Genomic DNA, 22,386 nt, shown 5'->3' with positions numbered 1-22,386 from the left:
CGTCCTCTTCGTTTTGGGTGTTGGTTGCCCCCCCCCCACCTTTTGGGGGTTTGGGTGGCCTCCCCCCCCCCCAACGCCACATTGGGGCGCTTGAGTGTTGGCCTACGCGGCGGCGAAGTAGGCGTCCAGCGCCTCTTCCCACGACCGCAGCGGAGTCAGCCCCGCCGCCTTCCAGGCAACCGGCGACAGCACCGAGTACGCCGGACGCGCCGCCGGCCGCGGGAACTCCGCCGTCGTGCACGGCTGGACCCGCGCCGGGTCCGCACCCAGGTGCGAGAACACCGCGCGCGCGAATCCGCACCAGCTCACCGAACCCGCGTTCGCGCAGTGCAGGACCCGCTGCGCCGGCCCGTCCCCCGAAGCCGCCCGTGCGGCCAGCTCGAGCAAGCCCGCCGCCAGGTCGGCCGTCCACGTGGGACCGCCCACCTGATCGTCCACAACGGACAACGTCGGCCGCGTAGACTCCAGCGCGGCCATGGTCTTCACGAAGTTCGTGCCGGACCGCCCGTAGAGCCAGCTGGTCCGCACCACCCACGAAGACGCCCCGGAGCCGAGCACCGCGTCCTCGCCCGCCGCCTTCGTGCGGCCGTACGCCGACCGCGGGCCCAGCGGGTCCGAAGGTTCGTACGGCGCCGTACCGTCGCCGGGGAAGACGTAGTCCGTCGACACGTGGATCAGCGGTACCCGGCGGGATGCGCACGCTGCCGCGAGCACGCGCGGGCCGTCCGCGTTCACCGCGAACGCCCGCTCCTCGTCCGTCTCGGCCTTGTCGACCGCCGTGTACGCCGCCGCGTTGATCACCACCGGGGACGAGCCCGCTTCCGCGGCCCGGTCGGCCAGTGCCCCGACCGCGGCCAGGACCTGGCCCGTCACCGTCACGTCCAGCTCGGCCGAACCGGGCGCCAGGACGTCCACCGAAGGGGACGCCAACGCGGCGAGATCGCGGCCGAGCTGCCCGGATCCCCCGGGCACGAGTACCGTCAGTGGCACAGAAAACCCCTACTTCTTCAGCGCGGCCCGCTCGGAGAGGGGCTCCCACCACGCGCGGTTGTCCCGGTACCAGGCCACTGTCCCGGCCAGGCCGTCCTCGAACGAGACGCGCGGAGCGTACCCCAGCTCACTCCCGATCTTCGTGATGTCCACCGAATACCGGCGGTCGTGGCCCTTGCGGTCCTCGACCGGTTCGACGCTGTCCCAGCCCGCGCCGACCGCCTCGAGCAGCTTCTCCGTCAGCGAGCGGTTCGTCAGCTCGGTGCCGCCGCCGATGTTGTAGATCTCGCCCGGGCGGCCGCCGTCGGCGACCAGCTGGATGCCGTGGCAGTGGTCGTCCACGTGCAGCCAGTCACGGACGTTGAGCCCGTCGCCGTAGAGCGGCACCTTCCGGCCGTCGAGCAGGTTCGTCACGAACAGCGGGATGACCTTCTCCGGGAACTGGTACGGACCGTAGTTGTTGGAACACCGGGTGATGCACACCGGCAGCCCGTGGGTGCGGAAGAACGACCGCGCCACCAGATCCGACGACGCCTTCGACGCCGAGTACGGCGAATTCGGCTCCAGCAGGCGGTCTTCGGACCACGAACCGTGCTCGATCGAGCCGTACACCTCGTCGGTGGACACGTGCACGAACTTCGAGACGCCCGCTTCCAGCGCCGCCTGCAGCAGGTTCTGCGTGCCGAGCACGTTCGTCAGCACGAAGTCGGCGGCGCCGAGGATCGAGCGGTCCACATGCGACTCCGCGGCGAAGTGCACGACCAGGTCCACGCCGGTCATCACGTCGGCCACCAGTGCCGTGTCGCAGATGTCGCCGCGGACGAACCGCAGCCGCGGGTCGGCGGCCACGGGGGCCAGGTTGGCCTCGTTGCCCGCGTAGGTGAGCTTGTCCAGCACCACCACCTCGGCGTCGCGCAACGCCGGGTAGGCGCCGGTCAGCACCTGCCGGACGTAGTGCGACCCGATGAAGCCGGCACCACCGGTGACCAGGACCCGCATCTTCCCGCCTTTCCCTCGCGCCCCGGAAGGGGCAATCCGCCCCCAGCCTACGGAGGTCCCACAACACCCTCAGTAGAGTCTCGGTGGAGACACACTGGTGTCCTGGGGGAAGTACGGGGTCACAGGGGAGGAAGCGCGTGACCGAACAGGCTGCGCCGACCATCCCGGCGCGCCGGGGGCGGACCGGCCACGGTGTCGCGGTCTTCGCCCGCCGCGGCGGCAAGGTCGTGGTGTCCCTGCTGTCCGTCGCCATCCTGGCGCTGACCTGGTACGGCTGGAACTACATCGGCGACCCGAACACCGGCCTGACGACCACGAACGTCTTCGCCGACACCGAAGCGCACGCGAAGCCGCTCGACGGCGCGGTCGACATCCTGCTGGTCGGCCAGGACAGCCGCACCGACGCGCAGGGCAACCCGCTGCCCCGCGAGGTGCTGGACATGCTGCACGCCGGCGTCTCCGACGGCGAACTGAACACCGACACGATGATCCTCGTGCACATCCCCCAGAACGGGAAGCAGGCGATCGCGATCTCGTTCCCCCGCGACTCGTGGGTGGAGCTGACCGGCGGCTTCGGCAAGCACAAGCTCAACAGCGCGTTCGTCTACGCGTACACGGACACTTACCGGGCGTTGCAGCGCCAGGGCATGACCGACCTCAAGGAAGCCGACGCGCAGGCGAAGGTCGCAGGGCGGAAGAACCTCATCGCCACGATCGAGAAGTTCATCGGCAAGCCGGGCATGATCGACCGCTACGCCGAGGTCAACCTGGCGAGCTTCTACGAGATCACCAAGTCCATCGGCGGCGTCGAGGTCTGCCTCAAGGGTCCGGTCAAGGAAACGAAGTCCGGCGTCGACCTGCCGGGCGGGCGCCAGACGATCGAAGGCGTGCAGGCGCTCGCCTTCGTCCGCCAGCGCTACGGCCTGCCCAACTACGACCTCGACCGGATCGCGCGGCAGCAGGCGTTCCTGTCCGGGCTGGCCCGCAAGGTGATCTCGACCGACGTGCTGACCAGCCCCGGCAAGATCGCCGACCTGGTGGCGGCGGTGAAGAAGTCCGTGGTGCTGTCCCAGGGCTGGGACCTGACGGAGTTCGCCGAGCAGATGCGCGGCCTGACCGGCGGCCGGATCGAGTTCCACACCATTCCCACGCTGGGCAACGCGACCATCGGCGGCGCCGACGTGCTGCGCGTCGACCCGGCCCAGGTGGCGGCGGAGGTGACGCGGCTGACGTCGGACGGCGACACCCCGGCCACGCCGACGTCGACGCAGCTGGCCGGCGCGCAGGCCGTCACGGTCGAGCTGTTCGACGGCTCGGGTTCGCCGTCGCTGGCCGGCCAGACCCACGCCACGTTGCAGAGCAAGGGCTTCACGCTCGCCGCGGACCAGCGGCTGAGCACCCGCAACGCCACCGTCCTCCGCTACCACCCGGGCGACGACACCGCGCTGGGCCTGGTCAAGCAGGCGCTGGGCACGGCGGCGCAGGCCGAGCCGGACCGGGACGTCCCGGCCGGGCACGTGCGCGTGCTGCTGGGCAAGGACCTGCGGAACTCGGCCGCCGGAGCCGGTGGCGCGCCGACGTCGCCGGCCACGAAGCCGCCGGCGGCCCCGCCCACCCCCGCCGCGCCGCCGATCACGGCGGGCGACGTCCCCTGCGTCAACTAGACTGGGTACGCAGGGTGTTCGGGGGAGGAAAGCTGGCGTGGCAGACGACCAGGAAGAACCGGAGGCGAAAGCCCGACCGGTGACGGAGAGCGACGACTGGAAGCCGTCGCCGTTTCCGCGGCAAGCGCCTGCGCCTTCGCGGGTGCGTCGCGCAGGCCGGGTGACGCGCCGCGTGGCGGTCGGCTTGGTGTCCCTGCTCGCGCTCGGCGCCAGCGGCTACGTCTACGTCACCAAGGACCAGCTGCAGAGCACGGTCCCGACGACCGACGCGCTCACCCCGCGGGCCGGCGAGCCCGCGCCGCCGCCCGCGGACGACGGCGCCGAGGACATCCTGCTCGTCGGCAGCGACGCCCGCACGGACGCGCAGGGCAACGCGCTGCCGCCGCGGGTGCTGCGGCAGCTGCGCACCGAAGCCAACGACGGCGCGGTGAACACCGACACGATGATCCTGCTGCGGGTGCCGAAGAACGGCGGCAAGCCGTCGGCGGTCTCGATCCCGCGCGACACCTGGACGGCCATCCCGGGCCGCGGCGAAGCCAAGATCAACTCGGCGTACGGCGTGGCGAAGGCGCGCGCGGCGCAGGCGATGCGGGGGCAGGGCGAGCGCGACCAGGCGAAGATCGAACGCGACTCCGACACCGAAGGCCGCCGCGTGCTGGTGCAGGCGCTGCAGGACCTGACGCAGGTGCGGATCGACCACTACGCCGAGATCAACCTGCTGGGGTTCTACCTGATGACCGAGGCGCTCGGCGGCGTCAAGGTGTGCCTGAACCACGCGACCGAGGACAAGGACTCGGGCGCGAACTTCCGCCGCGGCGAGCAGACGGTCTCGGGCGGCGAGGCGCTGTCGTTCGTCCGGCAGCGCAAGAACCTGCCGCGCGGCGACCTGGACCGGATCGTGCGGCAGCAGGCGTTCCTGTCGTCGGCGCTGCACCAGCTGCTGTCGGCGGGCACGCTGACCAGCCCCGGCATGCTGAACGACCTGATGGACGCGGTCCACCGGTCGCTGACCCTGGATCCGGGCCTCGACCTGCTGCAGTTCGCGCAGCAGGCGAAGGGGATCGCGTCGGGCGACCTGACGTTCGCGACCATCCCGGTGGTGACGGCGAACGGCCGCAGCGCGGACGGGCAGAGCATCGTCCAGATCGACCTGAAGGCGGTCCGCGAGTTCGTGGCGGGCCTGGCGGGCCGTCCCGCCCCGGCCGCGGCGGCCCAGGCCCCGGCGGGCGGCGGTTCCGGTGGCGGCTCGGGCAGCGGCGCCGCCCCCGCCGCGGCGCCGCTGCTCGAGGCCTCCCCCGGAGTCACCTGCGTCAACTGAAGTCGGCGCGGTGCTCCTCCACCCACTGACGGAACGTCCGCGGCGCGTGGCCGGTCACCGCGCGGACCACGTCCGTCACCACCGACGGCTCCCGCACTGTCCGCTCCATCGCGCGCAGGACCTCCGGCGGCACCTCGGGCGGCCAGCCGAGCGCCGTCATCCGCTCGGCGGCCTGCTCCGGCGTCAGCTCCTCGACCCGCAGCGGCCGGCCGAGGACGTCCGCCAGCACCGCCGCCTGCTCGCGGAAGCTGATCGGCTCCGGCCCGCTCAGCTGCAGCGCCTGCCCCGCGTGCGAGCCGTCGGCGAGGATCTTGGCCGCCACTTCGCCGATGTCCCGCTCGTGGATCGCGCCGGCCCGCGAGTCCGGGTACGGCGTGCGGACGACGCCGTCCGCGATGTCCCGGCGCCAGCCCAGGGCGTTCGTCGCGAAGGAGCCCGGGTTGAGGAGTGTCTCGGCGAACGGCGCGGCGATGAGCGCCTCCTCCACCACGCGGTGCAGGCGCGCGATGCGGCTCTGCGCCGACCGCGGCTCGAGCGTCGCCCCGGAGGACAGCAGCACGACGTGCCGCACGCCGGCCGCCTCGGCCGCCTTCACGAACCCTTCGACGCCCTGCGGGCGGACGTAGAGGAAGACCGCGGAGACGCCGTCGAGCGCGGGCTCCAGCGTCGAGGCGTCCTCCAGGTCGGCGCTCACCTTCGCGACGCCGTCCGGCACGTCGAGCTTCGCGGCGTCACGGCTCGCCGCGCGGACGTCCTGACCTGCGGCGACGAGCGCGTCGACCACCGTGCGCCCGACGTGTCCGGTGGCCCCGGTGACGAGAATCGTCATGCTGTCCCCCAGTTTCCGAGATAACTTTGCTTTCAAAGCAAACGTACTGAGGACGATCAGCCGGTGTCAACCGGCGCGGCGCGCGGTCCGCGCTTTAGCCTTGTCCCCATGAGCCTGACCGACGAGCTGCTGCGCCCGCTGCCGGCCGCCCAACCGTTGATCACCCACTACGACGACCAGCTGGGCAGCCGCGTCGAGCTGTCCGTGGCGACCACCGCGAACTGGGCGGCGAAGACGGCCAACTGGCTGACCGAGGAGTTCGACGTCGAGCCGGGCGACGCCGTGGCGGTGCAGCTCCCGGCGCACTGGCAGACCGTCGGCGTGCTGCTCGGGGCGTGGTGGTGCGGGGCCCGCGTGGTGGCCGAAGGCGCGGGTGCGCGGGTGGCGTTCGTCGGGCCGGACGACCCGGAGCCGACCGGCGCGGCGGCCACCGCCGTCGTGACGCTCGACCCGATGGGCCGCGGCCTCGCCGAGCCGCCCGGCGGCGGCGCGTTCGACTACCTGAGCGAGGCGCGGCTGGCCGGCGACCAGTACCGCCCGCTGGTCCCGATCCCCGGCGGCACGGCCGCGCTCTTCGAGTCCACTGTGGACGAGGTGCTGGCCGAAGCCAGGGCCCGCGCGGCGAAACTCGGCCTCACCGCCGGCGACCGGGTGCTGTCCACCCGGGACTGGACCGAGCCGGAGGGCATCCTCGACGGCCTGCTCGTCCCCCTGGCCGCGGGCGTCCACCTGGTCCACATCAGCAACGCGGACCCGGCGAAGCTGGCCGCCCGCCGCGAGGCGGAACGCACCACGGCGGACCTCCCCGCCTGACACAGTCCACCCCGGCCTCGTGAGTGGTAAGGCGGGTTAGAACCCGCCTTACCACTCACGACAAGCGCGGCAGACCGGGGAATCAGGCGTTCTGCAGCTCGCCCGCTTCGACGTCGCGGCGGGCGCGCTTGCGGCCCCACAGCAGGTGGTCGAGCGAGATCCGGCCGCCGTTGAAGCCGAGGGCGAGCCCGGCGAGCGCGAGCACCAAGACCAGTTCGTAGCCGCCCTGGCCGGTCAGGCCGTTGTCGATGTGCACCGAGAGCAGCGCGCCGACCGAGATCACGACGTAGCCGATGCCGACGAGCGGCAGCAGGAAGCCCACGATGAAGGCGACCGAGCCGAGGATCTCGACGGTCATCGCGAAGACCGCGGCGGCCGTCGGCAGCGGGATGCCCGACATCTCGAAGAACTTCGCCGTGCCGTCGATGCCGTTGTTCCACTTCTGGAGCCCGTGCGCGAGGAAGACGACCGCGACGCCGATCCTCCCCAGCAACAGGGCCACGTCCTTGAATCGTCCGAACATCGGTTTCAGCTCCCGGGTAGGTGAAAATTCAACTGACCCGACCCAAAGTAGGGCACCGAGCACCCGGACCCGAAGCTCCGGACGGTGATCGACAGGAAACCGACAGGCACTTCCTCAGCGCTTGTGCGCCCAGGCGGCACCGAAGCAGTACGCGCCGAACGCGGCGAGGCCGAGCGCCACGACGGTGAGCAGAACCGGGCCGAACGGCTGGGCGGCGAGGGTCTTGAGGGCCGCGTCCAGCCCGCCGGCCTTGTTCGGGTCGGCCTGGAAACCGGCGATGGCCAGCAGGATCGCGACGACGGCCAGGACGAGACCCTTCGCCAGGTAGCCGGTGGTGCCGACCCAGCCGATCCAGCGCTTGGTCTTGCCCGGCAGCTCGGTCGTGTTCAGGTCCTCGAGGAACTTCTTCTTCGCGCCCTTGACGCCGGCAGCGATGGCGACCCCCAGCACGCACGCGGCGGCGATCACGACCAGCGCCGGCCCGGCCGGCAGCTGGAGCAGCTTGGCGGTGAACTCCTGCTGGTTCTGGTTGCTGGACCCACCGCCCCCGCTGCCGGTGGCGATGCGGATGGCGCTGATGCCCAGCGCGATCACGACGACACCGCGCGCGGCCGCGCCGATCCGCTTGCGCGTCCGCTTGCCGCCGCTGACCCACTCGTACCCGGTGGCGGCCATCATGAACTGCCAGAGCCCGAACAGGATCAGGCCGACGGCGACGATCCAGAGCAGGACCTGCCCGAACGCCGTCGAGCCGATCTGTTGCAGGGCGCCCTTTTGGTCGGCCTGCTCGCTGTCGCCGAAGGCGACCTGCAGGGCGAGGTAGGCGATGACAAGGTGCACGACGCCGTAGCACGCCATGCCGGCGCGGCCGAGCAGTTGCGCGGCGTCGCTCTTCTCGCCTCGTTCGGCGGTGGCCTCTGTCCGGTTCATGCCTGCTGTAGTACCCACGCCCGACCCCGTTCCGCTCGGCCAAGCGGCCTAATCACTTGCTGTGCCTGGGACGATCCGCTCATGGACAACCCGCTGCTCGGCTACTGGTCGGAACAGGAGGTCTACCCGAACGACCCCGAGTACTCGGACCTGGGCTTCCGCCCGGACGGCTCGGGCTGGATGTACTGGGCGAGCTGGAGCACGGAATTCCTCGTCCATCGGTTCCGCTGGCACGTCCCGGCCCCGGGCCGGCTGACCGCCCGGCTGCACCTGACCGTCGGCGGCGAATGGTCGGTGGCCGACGGGCAGGTCACGCACCAGGTCGAGTACCGGGAGGAAGCCGACACGGTCGTCGAGCTCGGCTGGGCGATCGCACCGGACTCGGAGCTGACCTTGGACCGCCCGCTGGCCGACCTGTGCGGCACGCGGTTCCGGCCGGTCGCGGCGGGTGGCACCGATCCGACGGCGGCTTAGGCCGGGCGGCGCCGCACCTCGTCGAGGCCGGCCCAGCCGCCGTTGACCGCCAGCAGCGTGAGGACCTGTTCCGCCTGCTCGGCGAACCGGGCGAGGTCCTCGTGCAGCAGGGCCGCGCGTTCACCGTCGAGCTGGTCGAAGTCGTCGAACCACAGCGAAATCGCCGAGCCCGCGGTGACGGCGAGGCCCTGCGTCAGGCTCAGGAACCCGGGCGACGGCTCATCGGCGGCCGCGCGGTAGGCGGTCTCGATCTCGTCGCACGCGGCGAGCAGGTCACGCAGCTGGCGGACGGCGCCGGCCGGGGTCCCGTCCCAGGCGGCGGTCGGCCAGGCGCGATCGGACAGCTCGAGCCACAGCCGCCAGCCGGCGACCAGCTCGGCTTCGTCGTGGGGCGTCCAGGACGCCGGAACCGGCCAGTACATGCTTCGAGAGTGACACCGCCGGAGCGCAAATCCGCCTCGGCGGTGGGTTATGTCTCATGTGGCGAAACTCAGCCGATGACGGGCGGCACGAAGACACACGGCGGCGTTTTCGCGTGCGCGGGATCGAGCGCGTTCAGCACCAGCCCCTGCGCGACGGGGTCGTAGGTGATGCCGAGGTGGTCGGTGAAGTCGAGCCCGCAGACGTCCTGCAGCAGGATGTTCCGCACGTTCGGCGCGGGAGCGAGGAAAGCGCTGCGGTACGGCGTCACGACGTCGTCGTAGCGGGTCTGGATGACGGTGTACCGGATGCCGGGCACGGTTTCCCCGCCGGCGTTGAGGTCGGTGAGGAAGTCCGAGCCGACGGCCTGGTCGTTGCAGGCCTGGCAGACGGCCCCGAGCGCGGCCGGGACCCCGGGGATCATCTCGAGGGTGCTCAGCAGCCCGAAGAGATCGGTCCCGTGGTTGGACGGCGACAGCCCGACGAGCCGGCTGATCTTGTCCGCGCCCCCGAGGTACTTGATCCAGTACCGGATGTTCATCCCGCCCTGCGAGTGCCCGACGACGTCGAGCTTCGCGGCCCCGGTGGCGGCGAGGATCCGTTCCCCGAAGGCGGCAAGCGCTTTCGCGGTGTCGGCGACGGGCCCGACGGTCTGCAGGAAGGAGCCGGGGGCGCCCCCGAAGTTCCCGGCGAAGACGCAGTACCCGGCGTCGGCGAGCTTCTGCGAGAGGTTCGCCCAGTTTTCGTAGGCGTTGGCGGTGGTCCCGTTGGAGAGGAGAACGGGGTTGGGGTGCTGCGCGCTCGGTTTGCAGTTCCAGTCGTTCGCCCCGGGAGGAGCGATGGTGGGCGCCCCGAGCGAGTAGACGGCGGCGGTGAGGATGGTGGGCTGCACGGGCCCGGTCGGTTCTCGTTCGGCCGCTTGAGCGGTCCCGGCCCCCAGTGCGAGTGCCGCCACCGCGGCGACGACCGTCGTGAGCCACCTGCGCGTCGTTGCGCCCATCCGCTTCACCTCTCTGTGAACCGATGGTGACCCGCGTCACCGCAGGTTCAACGCGCGAGTAACTTGTTCGGACCTCCCCCTAGTGGGTCATTTTCCGTCGATCGCGAGCGCGCCTTGGAAGTAGCCGGCGAGCTTCTCGACGGCGGGGTCGACGTACTCCTTCTTGTCGTAGAGGTCGACGTGGCTCGCGCCCTCGATCCAGTGGAGCTCCTTGGGGCCGGTGGCGCGCTGGTGGACGTCGACGGCCATCCAGGAGGTGACGGCCCGGCTGCCGACGATCTGGAGCAGCGGGCGCGGGGCGATCAGCGGAACGGCGTGGAAGGCGTCGAAGGAGGCCAGCTTGTCGACGCTCGGCCAGGCGAGGGCCTTCGTGGACCGTTCGTGCTCGCCGCGCGGGGTGCAGTAGTACTCGAAACCCTCGACACCGTGCTCACCGCCGAGCGCACCGGCCTGTTCGGCGGTCTCGGGGAACATGGTCAGGACGCCGGGGTCGTCCCCCCGCGCGGCGGCGGTGCGGGCCTGGGCGGCGAGGTCGAGCAGGCCCTGGAAGACGGCCGGATCCTGGGTGCCGTCGGCACCGAACCGGAACTGGCGGGCGACGTCGACCCCGCTGACGGTGGCGACGGCCTTGACGCGGTGGTCACCCCCGGCCGCGGCGAGCGAGTAGCCCCCGGAGGCGCAGATGCCGAGCAGCCCGACGCGGTCGGCGTCGACCTCCGCCCGGGTGGCGAGGAAGGAGACGGCGGCCTTGAAGTCCTCCACCCGCTGGGCGGGGTCTTCGAGCCCGCGGGGCAGGCCGCCGGACTCGCCCTGGTAGGCGGCGTCGAAGGCGAGGGTGACGAAGCCGCGTTCGGCCATCAGCCGCGCGTAGGTGCCGGCGGTCTGCTCCTTGACCCCGGTCCCGGGGTGCCCGACGACGAGGGCGGGCCACGGCCCGGCGGCCGGCGTGTCCGGGGTGTGGAGGTGGGCGGCGAGCGTGATGCCGGCGCTGTCGAAAGTGACGGTGGTCCTGGCCATCGGGGGTGTTCTCCTCGAGACGTGGTGGTCGTTGCTCCACCACAGTCCGTCGGTTCCGCCCCGGGCGGGAGAGCGGGTTCCTGCCTGGGAAAGACCTTGCCCCCCTTCGAGCGCGGCGGCGCGGGGACACTGGAGGCATGACACCGGACTCCGGCCCCCGGGCGCTGGGCGCGTTCCTCAAGGCCCGCCGCGCCCAGCTGACCCCGCGGGACTGCGGCCTCCCGGACCGGGCGGCGGGCCGCCGGGTCACCGGCCTGCGCCGCGAAGAGGTCGCCGGACTGGCGGCGATCAGCGTGGACTACTACACGCGCCTGGAGCAGGGCCGCGTCCGGGCCTCGGCACCGGTGCTGATCACCCTGGCGAGGGCGTTGCGCCTGGACGAAGACCAGCAGCGCTACCTGTACGAACTGGCCGGCCGCGCCGACGCCCTCCCCCGCAGGCGCCGGCCCGCCCAGCGGGTGCGTCCGGCCATGGGCCGGCTCCTGGCCCAGCTCACCGGAACCCCGGCGCTGGTGCTCGGCCGGCGCCTGGACATCCTGGCCTGGAACCCGGCGGCCACGGCCCTCTTCACCGACTTCGCGGCGATTCCCTCGCACCAGCGCAATTACCTGCGCTTGCTGTTCACGAACCCGGCGGTCCGCGAGCTCCACGAGAACTGGCAGCACGACGCCCGCGAGGCGGTGGCGGCCCTCCGCATGGAGGCGGCGGCGGACACGAGTGATCCGGAGCTGTCCCGCCTGGTCGGCGACCTCTCGATCGCCGACCCCGACTTCCGCACGTGGTGGGCGGAACACCACGTCAACAACGCGAGCTACGGAACCAAGCACTACCGCCACAGCCTGGTCGGCAGCCTGACACTGGACTGCGACACCTGGGCCAGCCCGGACGGTTCGGGCCAGCGCCTGATGGTCCTGACGGCAGAGCCGGGCACGCCGTCCCACGACGCGCTGTCGATCCTGACAGCCTGGGAGAGCGAACCGAACCGCACCGGGTGAGCCGGCATCAGCCCCTGAGGAGCGACGCGCCACCCTCGCGAAAACCATTGGTGACCGACTTGCTCCGCTGATGTACTGATGGCCGCCGTGAGTCCGCCGCGTGACGGAGGTAGTGGTCGTGAGTGGCTACAACGCGCTGGCCGAGGTGTACGAGTGGCTCATCTCGGAGGCAAAGCTGGCTCCGGCCGAATTCGCTGCGTCGTTCGACGACGTCCTCGGCCTTCTGCCGCCGAACGCTCACGTCCTCGATTGTTCGTGCGGGACCGGACAGCTGGCGGTCGGCCTCGCCGGTCTCGGAATGCACGTCGTCGCAACCGACGCCAGCGAAGCGATGGTTCGTCGGACTGCGGAGTTGTCCGGCGAGTTCAATGCCTCTGTCCGGACAGTGCGGGCGGACTGGCAGGAGTTGCCCGACCATTTCGACGACGACACCTTCGACATGGTGTTCTGCGTCGGCAACTCGCTGCACCACGCCGAGGGCACCCGAGGCAGAGTGGCCGCGCTGGAGTCGATGGCACGGCTTCTGCACCGGGGCGGGCGCTTGGTGCTCACCTCCCGCACGTGGGAACTCGTGAGGGCCCGGGGTTCCCGGCTGGACATCGGTGACCGGCTCGTCCGCCGGAACGGTCGCAATGCCGTCGTGGTCTACCGCTGGGACATTGCGCCGAACTGGGAGGACGAGCACCACATCGAGATCGCGATCGCGCAAGTGGACCCGGCCGGGTCGGTTCTCGCCCGCTCGGAACTGCTGTCGAGCTGGCCCTACCGGTACGAAGACCTCGAAGCCGAGTTGCACCGGGTCGGACTCCGGACGGAACTGAGCACGTTCGATCCCGAGGCCGAGAACTACACGGTGGTGGCGAGCAAGGCCTAGCCAACGGGCCTCAATCCGTGACCGGGGCCGAGGCAGATCTTCGACACAGTGTTCGGGCGGCCTGCTGGACCGCCAGGACCGCCCGAACTACCGGGTCAAGATCAATCTAACCCTTGAGCAGGGCGCGGGCCATGACGACCTTCTGGATCTGGTTGGTGCCTTCGTAGATCTGCGTGATCTTGGCGTCGCGCATCATGCGCTCCACCGGGAAGTCGCGGGTGTAGCCGGCGCCGCCGAAGAGCTGGACGGCGTCCGTGGTCACCTCCATCGCGATGTCCGACGCGTACGTCTTCGCCGCGGACGCCATGAAGCCGGCGCGCTTGTCGCCGCGCTCGGAGGCCGCCGCCGAGGCGTACACCAGGTGGCGGGCCGCCTCGATCTTGGTCCCCATGTCGGCCAGCATGAACTGGACGCCCTGGAACTCCGCGATCGCCTTGCCGAACTGCTTGCGGTCCTTGACGTACGCCACCGCCGCGTCCAGGGCGCCCTGCGCGATGCCCAGCGCCTGCGCGCCGATCGTCGGACGGGTGTGGTCGAGGGTGCGCAGCGCGGTCTTCAAGCCGGTGCCGGGCTCGCCGATGATGCGGTCGGCCGGGATCGTGCAGTTCTCGAAGTAGATCTCCCGCGTCGGCGAGCCCTTGATGCCGAGCTTCTTCTCCTTCGGCCCCACCGAGAAGCCCGGGTCGTCCTTGTGCACGACGAACGCCGAAATGCCGTTGGCCTTCTTCTCGGCGTCCGGGTCGGTCACGGCCATCACGGTGTACCACGACGACTCACCGGCGTTGGTGATCCAGCACTTGGTGCCGTTGAGCACCCAGTGGTCACCGTCGAGCCGGGCCCGCGCCCGCATGGAGGCGGTGTCGGAACCGGCCTCACGCTCCGACAGCGCGTACGAAGCCGACGCCTCCCCCGACGCGATCGAGGGCAGCACGAGCTTCTTCAGCTCCTCCGAAGCCGACAGGATGATCGGCTGGGTACCGAGCTTGTTGACCGCCGGGATGAGCGACGCCGAAGCGTCGACCCGCGCGACCTCTTCGATCACGATGCAGGCACCGACCGCGTCCGCACCCTGCCCGTCGTACTCCTCACCGATGTGCACGGCGTTGAAACCCGACTTGACCAGCGCGTTGTACGCCTCGATCGGGTAGCGCTCGTTCTCGTCGACCTCCGCCGCGTACGGCGCGATCTCCTTCTCGGCCAGGGCCCGGACCGCGGCCCGCAGCTCCTCGTGCTCCTCGGCAAGCTGGTACAGGCCGTCGGTCACTTCCGGTCACCTTCTCTACGACGTCGGGAGGGATCTGTCGATGTTAGCGCTCGTTCACCTACGTCGTCCTTGTGGCGTTGACCGCACCGTTCGTATGGTCGGGTGATGCCGATCACCGCGCCGACGACGCCGCCCGGTCTGCCCGCCTCCCTCGAGTACCCCGAAGTCCCCGTCGGTTCGATCCTGGCGGCGGGTGCCGCGCGCTGGGGCGACCGGACGGCCTTCGCCCACGACGGCCGCAGTCTCTCCTTCACCGAGACCCACCGGGCCGCCTGCCGGTTCGCCAACGCCCTGCGCGAACGCGGCATCGGCCGCGGCGACGTCGTGGCGCTGCACCTGCCGAACTGCCTGGCCTTCCCGGTCGCCTATTACGGCACGCTCCTGGCCGGGGCCACCTTCAGTCCGGCGAACCCGCTGCTCCCGCCGGACGACCTCGCTTTCCAGCTCGCCGACTGCGAGGCCGCGGCCGTGGTGACGTTCGGCCCGGTCGCGGGCACGCTGGCGAGCGTCGCCGACCGGATCGCGGCGCGGTTCACCGTGGTCGTCCAGCCCGGCGGCGACCTGCCCGAGGGCGCCATCGAGTTCGAGGCGTTCCACGCCGCCCAGCCGGAGACTCCCCCGGCCGTCGACCTCGACCTCGACGAGGACCTCGCCCACCTCGCCTACACGGGTGGCACCACCGGCCGGTCCAAGGGCGTGCGGCTGTCGCACCGCAACGTCGTGGTCAACACGCTCCAGCACGCCTGCTGGGGCACCGGCTCGGTCCCGGCGCTCGACGCGCACGGCGACGTCACGCTCGACCAGGTCGGCAGCGAGGACGAGTGGCCGTCGCGCCTGGGCACCGGCGTCGCGATCAACCTGACGCCGTGGTTCCACGCGATGGGCATCATCGGCGGCCTCAACGCGGCGGTGATCGCGGGCACGACGATGGTCCTGCACACACGCTTCGACCCGGCGGCGTACGTCGCCGACGCCGAACGGCTCCGCATCACCGGCATCGGCGGCGCACCGGCGCTGTTCGCGGCCCTGCTCGCGACGCCGTCGTTCCACACCGCCGACCTCTCGTCGGTCCGCTCGATCGGGTCGGGCGCGGCGCCGATGAACCACGCGATGATCAACGCCCTGCGCGAGCGGTTCCCGGGCGTGGTGGTCACCGAGGGCTACGGCCTCACCGAGGCGACGATGGGCGCGGTGATCTCGCCGACGTACCGTTCGGGCACGCGCAAGGTCGGCTCGGTCGGCGTGCCGATCTTCGACACGCAGGTCAAGATCGTCCCGCCCGAGGGCGGCGAAGACCCGCTGCCCGTCGGCGAGCGGGGCGAGGTCTGCCTGCGCGGTCCGCAGATCATGCTCGGCTACCGCAACCGCCCGGAGGAGACGGCGGCGGCCCTGGTGGACGGCTGGCTGCACACGGGCGACATCGGCATCCTCGACGACGACGGCTACCTGTCCATTGTGGACCGCAAGAAGGACATGCTGCTGTACAAGGGGTACAACGTCTTCCCCCGCGAGCTCGAGGAGCTGCTCGTCACCATGCCCGGCGTCGCGGCGGCCGCGGTGGTCGGCCGGCCGGACCCGGAGGTCGGCGAGCTGCCGGTGGCGTTCGTGGTGCCGCGCGAATCGCTGGACGCGGACGCGCTGATGGCCGCGGTCAACGAGAAGGTGCTGCCGTACAAGCGGCTCCGCGAGGTGCACGTGGTGACGCAGATCCCGGTGTCCGCGGCGGGGAAGGTGCTCAAGCGCGAGCTGAGGCAGCAGCTCGTCGGCGACCTGGACGGCTGACCGCGGCGCGGGCCGGCCGGGGACGCGCATGGTCCGGCCGGCGCCGTGTACGGTCCGGCCGGGCGACGCGCCCAGGCCAACCGGCGACGCGCGGGCCGGCCGGGGACGCGCCCGGGCCGGCTCGCGCTCCGGCGAGCCCGGCTAGTGGCCGGTTTTCTCGCGCAGGGCCGCGTCCTTGTCCAGCACCAGTTTCTCGAGGTCCGCCTGGAACTTCGTCATCTTCGCGCGCAGGCCTTCGTCGGACGCCGCCAGGATGCGCACCGCCAGAAGACCGGCGTTGCGGGCGCCGCCCACCGAGACCGTGGCCACCGGGACACCCGCCGGCATCTGGACGATCGACAGCAGGGAGTCCAGGCCGTCCAGGTACTTCAGCGGGACCGGGACGCCGATCACCGGCAGCACGGTCGCCGAGGCCACCATGCCCGGCAGGTGGGCCGCGCCGCCCGCGCCCGCGATGATCACGCGCAGACCGCGCGAAGCCGCCGACGTCGCGTAGTCCAGCATGCGCTGCGGTGTCCGGTGCGCCGAGTAGACGCCGACCTCGTACTCGACGCCGAACTCGTCCAGCGCCGCGCCCGCCGCCTCCAGCGTCGGCCAGTCCGAGTCGCTGCCCATGATCACGCCCACCTGCGGCGCCATACCGACCTCTCCCGTCAGTGGATTTCGTAGCCGTCGAGCCAGACGGCGTGGGACAGCCAGTGCGCCGACAGCAGCGCGCGGTTGCGCAGGTCCTCCATGCGCTCGCCGGTGAAGTTCACGTGCCCGAGCTTGCGGCCCGGCCGCTCCTGCTTGCCGTACAGGTGCACCCGCGCCTCCGGGTACCGCGCGAACAGGTGGTGCAGCCGCTCGTCCGGCCCCATCCCGGGCAGCTCCGGCGCACCCAGGACGTTCGCCATCACGCACGCGGGCGCGATCAGGTCCGTCCGGCCCAGCGGGTAGTCGAGCACCGCCCGCAGGTGCTGCTCGAACTGGGACGTGCGCGAGCCGTCCATGGTCCAGTGCCCGGAGTTGTGCGGGCGCATCGCCAGCTCGTTCACCAGCAGCCCGGTGTCGGTCTCGAACAGCTCGACCGCGAGCAGCCCGGTGACGTCCAGCGTCGACGCGATCCGCAGCGCCAGGTCCTGGGCCTCGTGCACCCGCGAGTCGTCGAGCCCCGGCGCCGGGGCGAGGACCTCGGTGTTGATGCCGCCGGTCTGCACCGTCTCGACCACCGGGTACGCCGCACCCTGGCCGAAGGGCGAGCGGGCGACGAGCGCGGACAGCTCCCGCCGCATCGCCACCTTCGCCTCGACCAGCAGCGCGGTGCCCGCGGCCAGCAGCTCCGGCACGGTCTCGCGCGCGTGCTGCGCGGTGTCGAGCATCCAGACACCGCGGCCGTCGTACCCGCCGGTCGCCGCCTTGAGCACCACCGGCCAGCCGTGTTCGGCGCCGAACGCCACCACGTCGTCCACAGAGGACACCTCGGCGAACGCCGGGCCCGGCACGCCGAGGCCGGCCATCATCTCGCGCATCACGAGCTTGTTCTGCGCGAACCCCAGCGCGCTCGCCGCGGGCCGGATGACGTGCCCCTCCATCGCGAGCGTCAGCAGGTGCTCACCCGGCACGTGCTCGTGGTCGAAGGTGAGCACGTCGACCGACGCCGCGAACTTCCGCAGCGCGTCGAGGTCGGTGTGGTGGCCGATGGTGACGTCGCCGGCGACGAGCCCCGCGGCTTCGTTCTCCCCCGCGGCGAGCACGCGCAGGGACTGGCCGAGGGAGATCGCCGCCTGGTGGGTCATCCGGGCGAGCTGGCCGCCGCCCACCATGCCCACGACGGGCAGACCGGTGTGTTTGTCCATAGCGCCGATCAGCCTAAACGGTGACGAGGCGGGTCGACCGCCGGACCAGGCGAAGCTCACGCGCGGCCAGCCCGAGGATCCCCGCCGCCGCCGCGAGGACGTAGCCGTTGCCGAGGATCGACCAGCCCAGGCCCCAGCCGAACTCGGAATCCCCGCCGTTGGGCACGAGCATCACGACCTGCGAGACGAACAGCGCCGTGACCGCCGCCGCGGCCCACCACCGCGCCTTCACCAGCAGGAGCGTGATCAACGGCACGCACCACACCCAGTGGTGCGACCACGACACGGGCGACAGCAACAGCCCGTAGAACGCCGTCACGAGCAACGCGGCCGCCTCCTCGCCACGCCGGTGCAGCCGCACGACGAGCCACACCGCCGGCACGGCGAGCACCGCCGCCACCCCGACCGCCACCGCCAGCGACCAGGGCGCCAGCGCGGAGGCCCGGTTGACCAGCCCGTTGAGCGACTGGTTGAAGATCCAGTGCACCGACCCGACCCGGCTCGGGTCGGTCGCCGAATCCCGCCAGAACCGCACCGCGTCGGCCGGGATGATCGCGAACATCACCGCTTCGAGCGCCGCGAACGTGGCCAGGGCCCGCAGCCCGTCCTTCCACCGGCCCGTGAAGAACAGGTGCGGCACGAAGATCAGCGGGGTCAGCTTGATCGCCGCTGCCACGCCGATCAGCACGCCCGCCCAGCGCCGGCCCGAGGCACGCTTTCCCGCCGAGGGCCCATCAGCACTGCCTCGCGCCGACAGGACCAGGACGTCCAGCACCACGAACGCCATCAGTATCAAGTTGATCTGGCCCAGGAACAGCGTCTTCCACACCGGTTCCAGCGCCAGCGCGATGGCCGTTCCCGCCGGCAGGGCCCACCGGCTTCTTCCCAGAAGCGACGAGCCCCCCGGCGGCGACGAAACCACCGTGATGACGACCATAAGACCGACCACCGACAAAACCGCGATCACGCCCCAGACCAGCCCGGACGGCACCAGGGCGAGCGGCAGGAAGAGCGGCGCTGCGGCCGGGGTGTAGGTGAACGGCAGGCGCACCCAGTCCGGCAGCGCGGTCAGCACGTCCCGCGTGTAGAGCGGGTCGCCGTGCAGCAACGTCAACGCCCCCGCGCGGTACACGGCGCTGTCCGCGCCCAGGTGCCAGCCGGCCAGCCAGCCGACCACCCCGAAGGCCAGGACGAGTAGCGCGAGAACCCCGGCGAGGACGCGGCCGGTGCGCGCCTCAGACCCCGGCGGGGACGTCGGCATCCGCGGCCGCCTTCTTCCGCGCCCGCCGCAGCAGCCCCCAGCGCAGGACGAGCGCGAAGGCCAGCACGACCGGCATCAGGATATACGCGTCACCCAGCACGTTCTGCCACACCTTCCAGTGCAGCTCGACGTTGCGGCCGTTCGGCAGGATCAGCAGCACGCAGCTGACGAACACGAACGCCACCAGCCCGGTCCCGACCCAGCGCTTCCACGCCGTCTTCGGGGTGGTCTTCGGCAGCCGCGAGACCAGCAGCACGATCAGCGGGATCACCCAGACCCAGTGGTGCGTCCACGAGATCGGCGAGATCAGCAGCGTCCAGAACGCCGTGACGAGCATCGCGGCCAGCGCCTGGCCCTTGCGGTGGAACCGCAGCAGCAGCCACAGCGCCGGGACGGCGAGCAGGAAGCCGATGCCCATCGCCGCCTTCGACGCCCACGGCGCGAGGTCGGTGGCCCGGTTCATCAGCGCGTTGAGCGACTGGTTGCCCGCCCAGTGCACCGGCCCGATCCGGCCGGTGTCCGGCAGCGTGACGGTCCAGTACTTCGCCGCGTCGTGCGCGTTGATCAGGAACATCAGGCCTTGGAGCACGATGAACGTGGCCAGCCCGCGCAGCGCGTCCATGCGGCGGCCGGTGATGAACAGGTGCCCGAGGAACACCAGCGGCGTCAGCTTGATCGCCGCCGCGACGCCGACCAGCACCCCGCCCCAGCGGCTCCCCCGCGCGCCGATGACCAGCATGTCCAGCAGGATCATGGCCATCAGGATCAGGTTGATCTGGCCGAGGAAGATCGTCCGCCAGACCGGCTCGAGGCCGAGGAAGACCAGGAAGAACACGATGGTCGAGCGGGCGGGCGAGGCCCACCAGCGCGGGCCGTCCGCGGCCGGGCGCGGCAGCGCGCCGATGGCGATCCGGATCGACAGCGCCATCGCTCCCAGCGAGACGGCCGTGATCAGGCCCCACGAAATCTGGGTCGGGAACGCCGCGAGCGGGACGAAGATCAGGGCCGCCGTCGGCGGGTAGGTGAACGGCAGCAGCGCCCACCACGGCTCGTTGGGCAGCGTGTTCGCGTCGTAGAGGGAGTCGCCGTGCAGCAGGGTGAGGGCGCCCGCGCGGTAGACCGCGCTGTCGACGCCGAGCACCCAGTCGTGCTGCCAGCCGTAGATGCCGTACCCGATCGCGACCAGCGGAATCACCGACAGGATCAGGATCGACCGCGGGCGGACGGACAGCCGGGCGAGTGATTTCCGAAGGGCCAGCCGGTGCTGGGGTCTGGCCGCGATCTCGCCGTCGACGTCGGTGGGTACGGTCCGGGTCACCGCACCAGGAAATCATGACCGGCCCGGTCCCGGTCGGAAGGGTCCGGGCGAAACCGGACTTTTCCGGTGTTCTACGCGCGCGCCAGGTGGGCCAGCAGGTCGCAGGCGAGCTCGTGGGTGGCCGGCAGCCGCACCGCCGAGACGCGCGGACGGCCGACGTCCGCCAGCTGGGCGTCGACCTGCAGCCGCTCGTGCAACGCCCGGCGCAGCGCGACACCCTGCGAAGCGACCCGCTCGTCCTTCGGGACCAGGGCCGCGACGACGGACGGGCCCAGCGAAGCGACGCTCTGGCCGCTGTCGAACACCGTCCGCAGCGCGTCGGCGACCAGGATCATCCCGGTCAGCCGCGGGAATCCGGCGACGGCGCTGAGGTCGAGCGAGACGACGAGCAGCACGTGGTCTTCGGCGGCCGGCCGCTCGCGCGCCTCGGCGGCGCGGTAGACCTCCGCGAGCCGGGTGCGCAGGTAGGCGGCCGTCGGCAGGCCGGTCAGCGGGTCGGTGACCTCGGTGTGCACGAGCTGGTCGGTGGCGACGTCCGCCCAGGCCAGCGCGGTGGTCCGGAGCAGCCGCGCCGGCGTGGCGTCGACGTCCGGCGAGACGAATCCGTCGCCGCTGTGGCCGAGCACGGCGTGCAGTGCGGCGAGGTCGGCGAGGGTCTCCGCGAGCCCCGCACCGGCCGCCGCGCGGGCCCTGGCCAGGCCGGCCAGCGCGGTTTCGGCGGCTTCGACGCGGCCCTTCGCCATCACGGCCGCACAGACGGCGTCGACCTCGGGGAGGGCCCAGTCGCTCGGGAACCGCCAGCCCGCGGCGAGGCTGGCCGTGCGCCAGCGGGCCCGCAGCGCACGCAGGGAGGCGTCCCGCTCGGCCGGCGTGGACGGGGTGTCATCGGAGCCGGGTCGCGCAGCCGGAACATCCACTGGCCACCCGCCCCTTTCGTCCGGTTCGCAACGATCTTGTTCGGTGCTTCACGATGAGGACGCACCCCGGTGGGCCCCGTGACGCGTACTGACCAGTTTTTGTCTCGGCGCTTTTCCCCGGGCGGGCCCGGGGGTGGGTGATTTTGCTCCGCCGTCGGAGTCAACACCCCGACCACGACGTGACCGCCGGAGGAGGGTCAGTCACACTTGTCTCGCGTCCCGGATCGGCCTGTAATGGCAGGTCCTGGCTCTAGCCGACCGAGGAGTGCCGTGTCCACCGTTCCCGCCGATCTCAGCGGAAAGAGTGACGCCGAGCTGATCGCGGAGGTCCGCTCCGGGAAGCTCGAGTCGTACGGGACGCTCTACGAACGGCACACCGGCGCGGCCCGCAATCTGGCCCGCCAGCTGGCCCGCTCCAGCTCCGAAGCCGACGATCTCGTGTCCGAGGCGTTCGCCAAGGTGCTCGACACGCTCCGTGGCGGCAAGGGGCCGGACACAGCCTTCCGGGCGTACTTGCTGACCGCTCTTCGTCACACCGCGTACGACCGCACCCGCAAGGAACGCCGGGTCGACCTCAACGAGGACATGACCGAGGTCGGCGGCGCCGCGGCCGAAGCGCTGACCGTGCCGTTCTCCGACACCGCGGTCGCCGGCCTCGAGCGGACGATGGCCGCCAAGGCGTTCGCGCGGTTGCCGGAACGCTGGCAGGCGGTGCTCTGGCACACCGAGATCGAGCAGCAGAGCCCGGCCGAGGTCGCGCCGCTGCTGGGCCTGACCGCGAACGGCGTCTCCGCGCTCGCCTACCGCGCCCGCGAGGGCCTCCGCCAGGCTTATCTGCAGGTCCACCTGCAGGAGAACGCCGAGGAACGCTGCCGCGCCTGCGCCGAGCGGCTCGGCGCGTGGACCCGCGACGGACTGTCCAAACGGGAACGCGCCCAGGTGGAGAGCCACCTCGACGAGTGCGACCGGTGCCGGGCGCTGGCCGCGGAGCTGGCCGACGTCAACGGCGGGCTGCGCGCGATCATCGCCCCGATCGTCCTGGGCGGCGCCGCGTTGGGCTACCTCGCCACCATCGGCGCCGCGAAGGCGAGCGCGGCCACGGCGGCCACCGCGGGTGCGGCCGCCGCCGGTGCCGCGGCGGCGGGCGGCAAGGCCGGTGC

The 22,386-nt window shown here is 71.6% G+C and carries 22 protein-coding genes; 8 read left to right on the top strand and 14 right to left on the bottom strand.

Going from position 1 to position 22,386, the window contains the following annotated elements; genetic code table 11:
• Positions 1–102: 102 nt before the first annotated feature.
• Both rfbD and rfbB read right to left on the bottom strand, forming a co-directional pair.
• Positions 103–990, bottom strand: coding sequence for a dTDP-4-dehydrorhamnose reductase (gene rfbD / locus ACWEVN_RS32030; protein WP_452053767.1), 888 nt, complete (start codon positions 988–990; stop codon positions 103–105).
• 9 nt (positions 991–999) lie between these two features.
• The gene (gene rfbB, locus ACWEVN_RS32025; protein ID WP_452053766.1) at positions 1,000–1,989 is read right to left on the bottom strand and encodes a dTDP-glucose 4,6-dehydratase; all 990 of its coding nucleotides are present in this window, start codon (positions 1,987–1,989) and stop codon (positions 1,000–1,002) included.
• 137 nt (positions 1,990–2,126) lie between these two features.
• On the opposite strand from rfbB, the gene ACWEVN_RS32020 reads away from it, so the two are divergent.
• Positions 2,127–3,653, top strand: coding sequence for an LCP family protein (locus tag ACWEVN_RS32020; protein WP_452053765.1), 1,527 nt, complete (start codon positions 2,127–2,129; stop codon positions 3,651–3,653).
• 37 nt (positions 3,654–3,690) lie between these two features.
• Positions 3,691–4,971: an LCP family glycopolymer transferase gene (locus ACWEVN_RS32015; RefSeq protein WP_452053764.1), complete on the top strand. Its 1,281-nt coding sequence runs from the start codon at positions 3,691–3,693 to the stop codon at positions 4,969–4,971.
• On the opposite strand, the gene ACWEVN_RS32010 is transcribed toward ACWEVN_RS32015, so the two are convergent.
• Complete coding sequence (locus tag ACWEVN_RS32010; protein ID WP_452053763.1) at positions 4,964–5,800, bottom strand: NmrA family NAD(P)-binding protein; 837 nt, start codon at positions 5,798–5,800, stop codon at positions 4,964–4,966. The genes ACWEVN_RS32015 and ACWEVN_RS32010 overlap by 8 nt on opposite strands.
• Positions 5,801–5,908: 108 nt before the next feature.
• Here ACWEVN_RS32010 and ACWEVN_RS32005 point away from each other — a divergent pair, with 108 nt between their 5' ends.
• Entirely contained in the window at positions 5,909–6,613 is a 705-nt protein-coding gene (locus ACWEVN_RS32005; RefSeq protein WP_449686717.1) for a TIGR03089 family protein, read from the top strand.
• A gap of 82 nt (positions 6,614–6,695) precedes the next feature.
• On the opposite strand, the gene ACWEVN_RS32000 is transcribed toward ACWEVN_RS32005, so the two are convergent.
• On the bottom strand, positions 6,696–7,136 hold the full coding sequence (locus tag ACWEVN_RS32000; RefSeq protein ID WP_452053762.1) for a DoxX family protein: 441 nt from the start codon (positions 7,134–7,136) through the stop codon (positions 6,696–6,698).
• Positions 7,137–7,250: 114 nt separating this feature from the next.
• A complete protein-coding gene (locus ACWEVN_RS31995) occupies positions 7,251–8,066 on the bottom strand; it encodes a DUF1206 domain-containing protein (protein ID WP_452053761.1) in 816 nt (271 codons plus the stop codon).
• Between the two features lie 81 nt (positions 8,067–8,147).
• Here ACWEVN_RS31995 and ACWEVN_RS31990 point away from each other — a divergent pair, with 81 nt between their 5' ends.
• Positions 8,148–8,540, top strand: coding sequence for a hypothetical protein (locus tag ACWEVN_RS31990; protein WP_452053760.1), 393 nt, complete (start codon positions 8,148–8,150; stop codon positions 8,538–8,540).
• On the opposite strand, the gene ACWEVN_RS31985 is transcribed toward ACWEVN_RS31990, so the two are convergent.
• The 3 genes from ACWEVN_RS31985 to ACWEVN_RS31975 all read right to left on the bottom strand — a co-directional run bounded on the left by ACWEVN_RS31985 (position 8,537) and on the right by ACWEVN_RS31975 (position 10,977).
• The gene (locus ACWEVN_RS31985) at positions 8,537–8,962 is read right to left on the bottom strand and encodes a hypothetical protein (protein WP_086844791.1); all 426 of its coding nucleotides are present in this window, start codon (positions 8,960–8,962) and stop codon (positions 8,537–8,539) included. The two genes, ACWEVN_RS31990 and ACWEVN_RS31985, sit on opposite strands and share 4 nt — an antisense overlap.
• Positions 8,963–9,030: 68 nt before the next feature.
• The gene (locus ACWEVN_RS31980) at positions 9,031–9,960 is read right to left on the bottom strand and encodes an esterase/lipase family protein (protein ID WP_452053759.1); all 930 of its coding nucleotides are present in this window, start codon (positions 9,958–9,960) and stop codon (positions 9,031–9,033) included.
• Between the two features lie 87 nt (positions 9,961–10,047).
• Positions 10,048–10,977: an alpha/beta hydrolase gene (locus tag ACWEVN_RS31975; RefSeq protein WP_452053758.1), complete on the bottom strand. Its 930-nt coding sequence runs from the start codon at positions 10,975–10,977 to the stop codon at positions 10,048–10,050.
• A gap of 137 nt (positions 10,978–11,114) precedes the next feature.
• Between ACWEVN_RS31975 and ACWEVN_RS31970 the strand changes: the two genes are divergently transcribed.
• A complete protein-coding gene (locus ACWEVN_RS31970; protein ID WP_452053757.1) occupies positions 11,115–11,972 on the top strand; it encodes a helix-turn-helix domain-containing protein in 858 nt (285 codons plus the stop codon).
• A gap of 118 nt (positions 11,973–12,090) precedes the next feature.
• Positions 12,091–12,846 carry a class I SAM-dependent methyltransferase gene (locus ACWEVN_RS31965; RefSeq protein WP_452053756.1) on the top strand — a complete coding sequence of 252 codons (756 nt, stop codon included), beginning with the start codon at positions 12,091–12,093 and terminating at the stop codon, positions 12,844–12,846.
• Between the two features lie 106 nt (positions 12,847–12,952).
• On the opposite strand, the gene ACWEVN_RS31960 is transcribed toward ACWEVN_RS31965, so the two are convergent.
• Entirely contained in the window at positions 12,953–14,110 is a 1,158-nt protein-coding gene (locus ACWEVN_RS31960; RefSeq protein ID WP_310970932.1) for an acyl-CoA dehydrogenase family protein, read from the bottom strand.
• Positions 14,111–14,215: 105 nt separating this feature from the next.
• Between ACWEVN_RS31960 and ACWEVN_RS31955 the strand changes: the two genes are divergently transcribed.
• Complete coding sequence (locus tag ACWEVN_RS31955) at positions 14,216–15,892, top strand: class I adenylate-forming enzyme family protein (RefSeq protein ID WP_452053755.1); 1,677 nt, start codon at positions 14,216–14,218, stop codon at positions 15,890–15,892.
• A gap of 141 nt (positions 15,893–16,033) precedes the next feature.
• Here the strand turns inward: ACWEVN_RS31955 and purE are convergent, their stop codons facing one another.
• From purE to ACWEVN_RS31930, 5 genes are all read right to left on the bottom strand, one after another.
• The gene (gene purE / locus ACWEVN_RS31950; protein WP_449686727.1) at positions 16,034–16,531 is read right to left on the bottom strand and encodes a 5-(carboxyamino)imidazole ribonucleotide mutase; all 498 of its coding nucleotides are present in this window, start codon (positions 16,529–16,531) and stop codon (positions 16,034–16,036) included.
• Between the two features lie 14 nt (positions 16,532–16,545).
• Positions 16,546–17,730 (bottom strand): 5-(carboxyamino)imidazole ribonucleotide synthase, encoded by a 1,185-nt coding sequence (locus ACWEVN_RS31945; protein WP_452053754.1) that lies wholly within the window; start codon positions 17,728–17,730, stop codon positions 16,546–16,548.
• 13 nt (positions 17,731–17,743) lie between these two features.
• A complete protein-coding gene (locus tag ACWEVN_RS31940) occupies positions 17,744–18,991 on the bottom strand; it encodes a glycosyltransferase 87 family protein (protein ID WP_452053753.1) in 1,248 nt (415 codons plus the stop codon).
• A complete protein-coding gene (locus tag ACWEVN_RS31935; RefSeq protein WP_452053752.1) occupies positions 18,966–20,309 on the bottom strand; it encodes a glycosyltransferase 87 family protein in 1,344 nt (447 codons plus the stop codon). Before ACWEVN_RS31935 ends, ACWEVN_RS31940 begins: the two co-directional genes overlap by 26 nt.
• Before the next feature lie 71 nt (positions 20,310–20,380).
• Positions 20,381–21,226 (bottom strand): GGDEF domain-containing protein, encoded by an 846-nt coding sequence (locus tag ACWEVN_RS31930; RefSeq protein WP_449686731.1) that lies wholly within the window; start codon positions 21,224–21,226, stop codon positions 20,381–20,383.
• Between the two features lie 270 nt (positions 21,227–21,496).
• On the opposite strand from ACWEVN_RS31930, the gene ACWEVN_RS31925 reads away from it, so the two are divergent.
• A partial coding sequence (locus ACWEVN_RS31925; RefSeq protein ID WP_452053751.1) for a sigma-70 family RNA polymerase sigma factor occupies positions 21,497–22,386 on the top strand: 890 nt, incomplete at its 3' end.

This window comes from Amycolatopsis sp. NPDC003861 (assembly GCF_053605405.1).
This window is presented reverse-complemented; position numbering and strand designations above follow the sequence as displayed.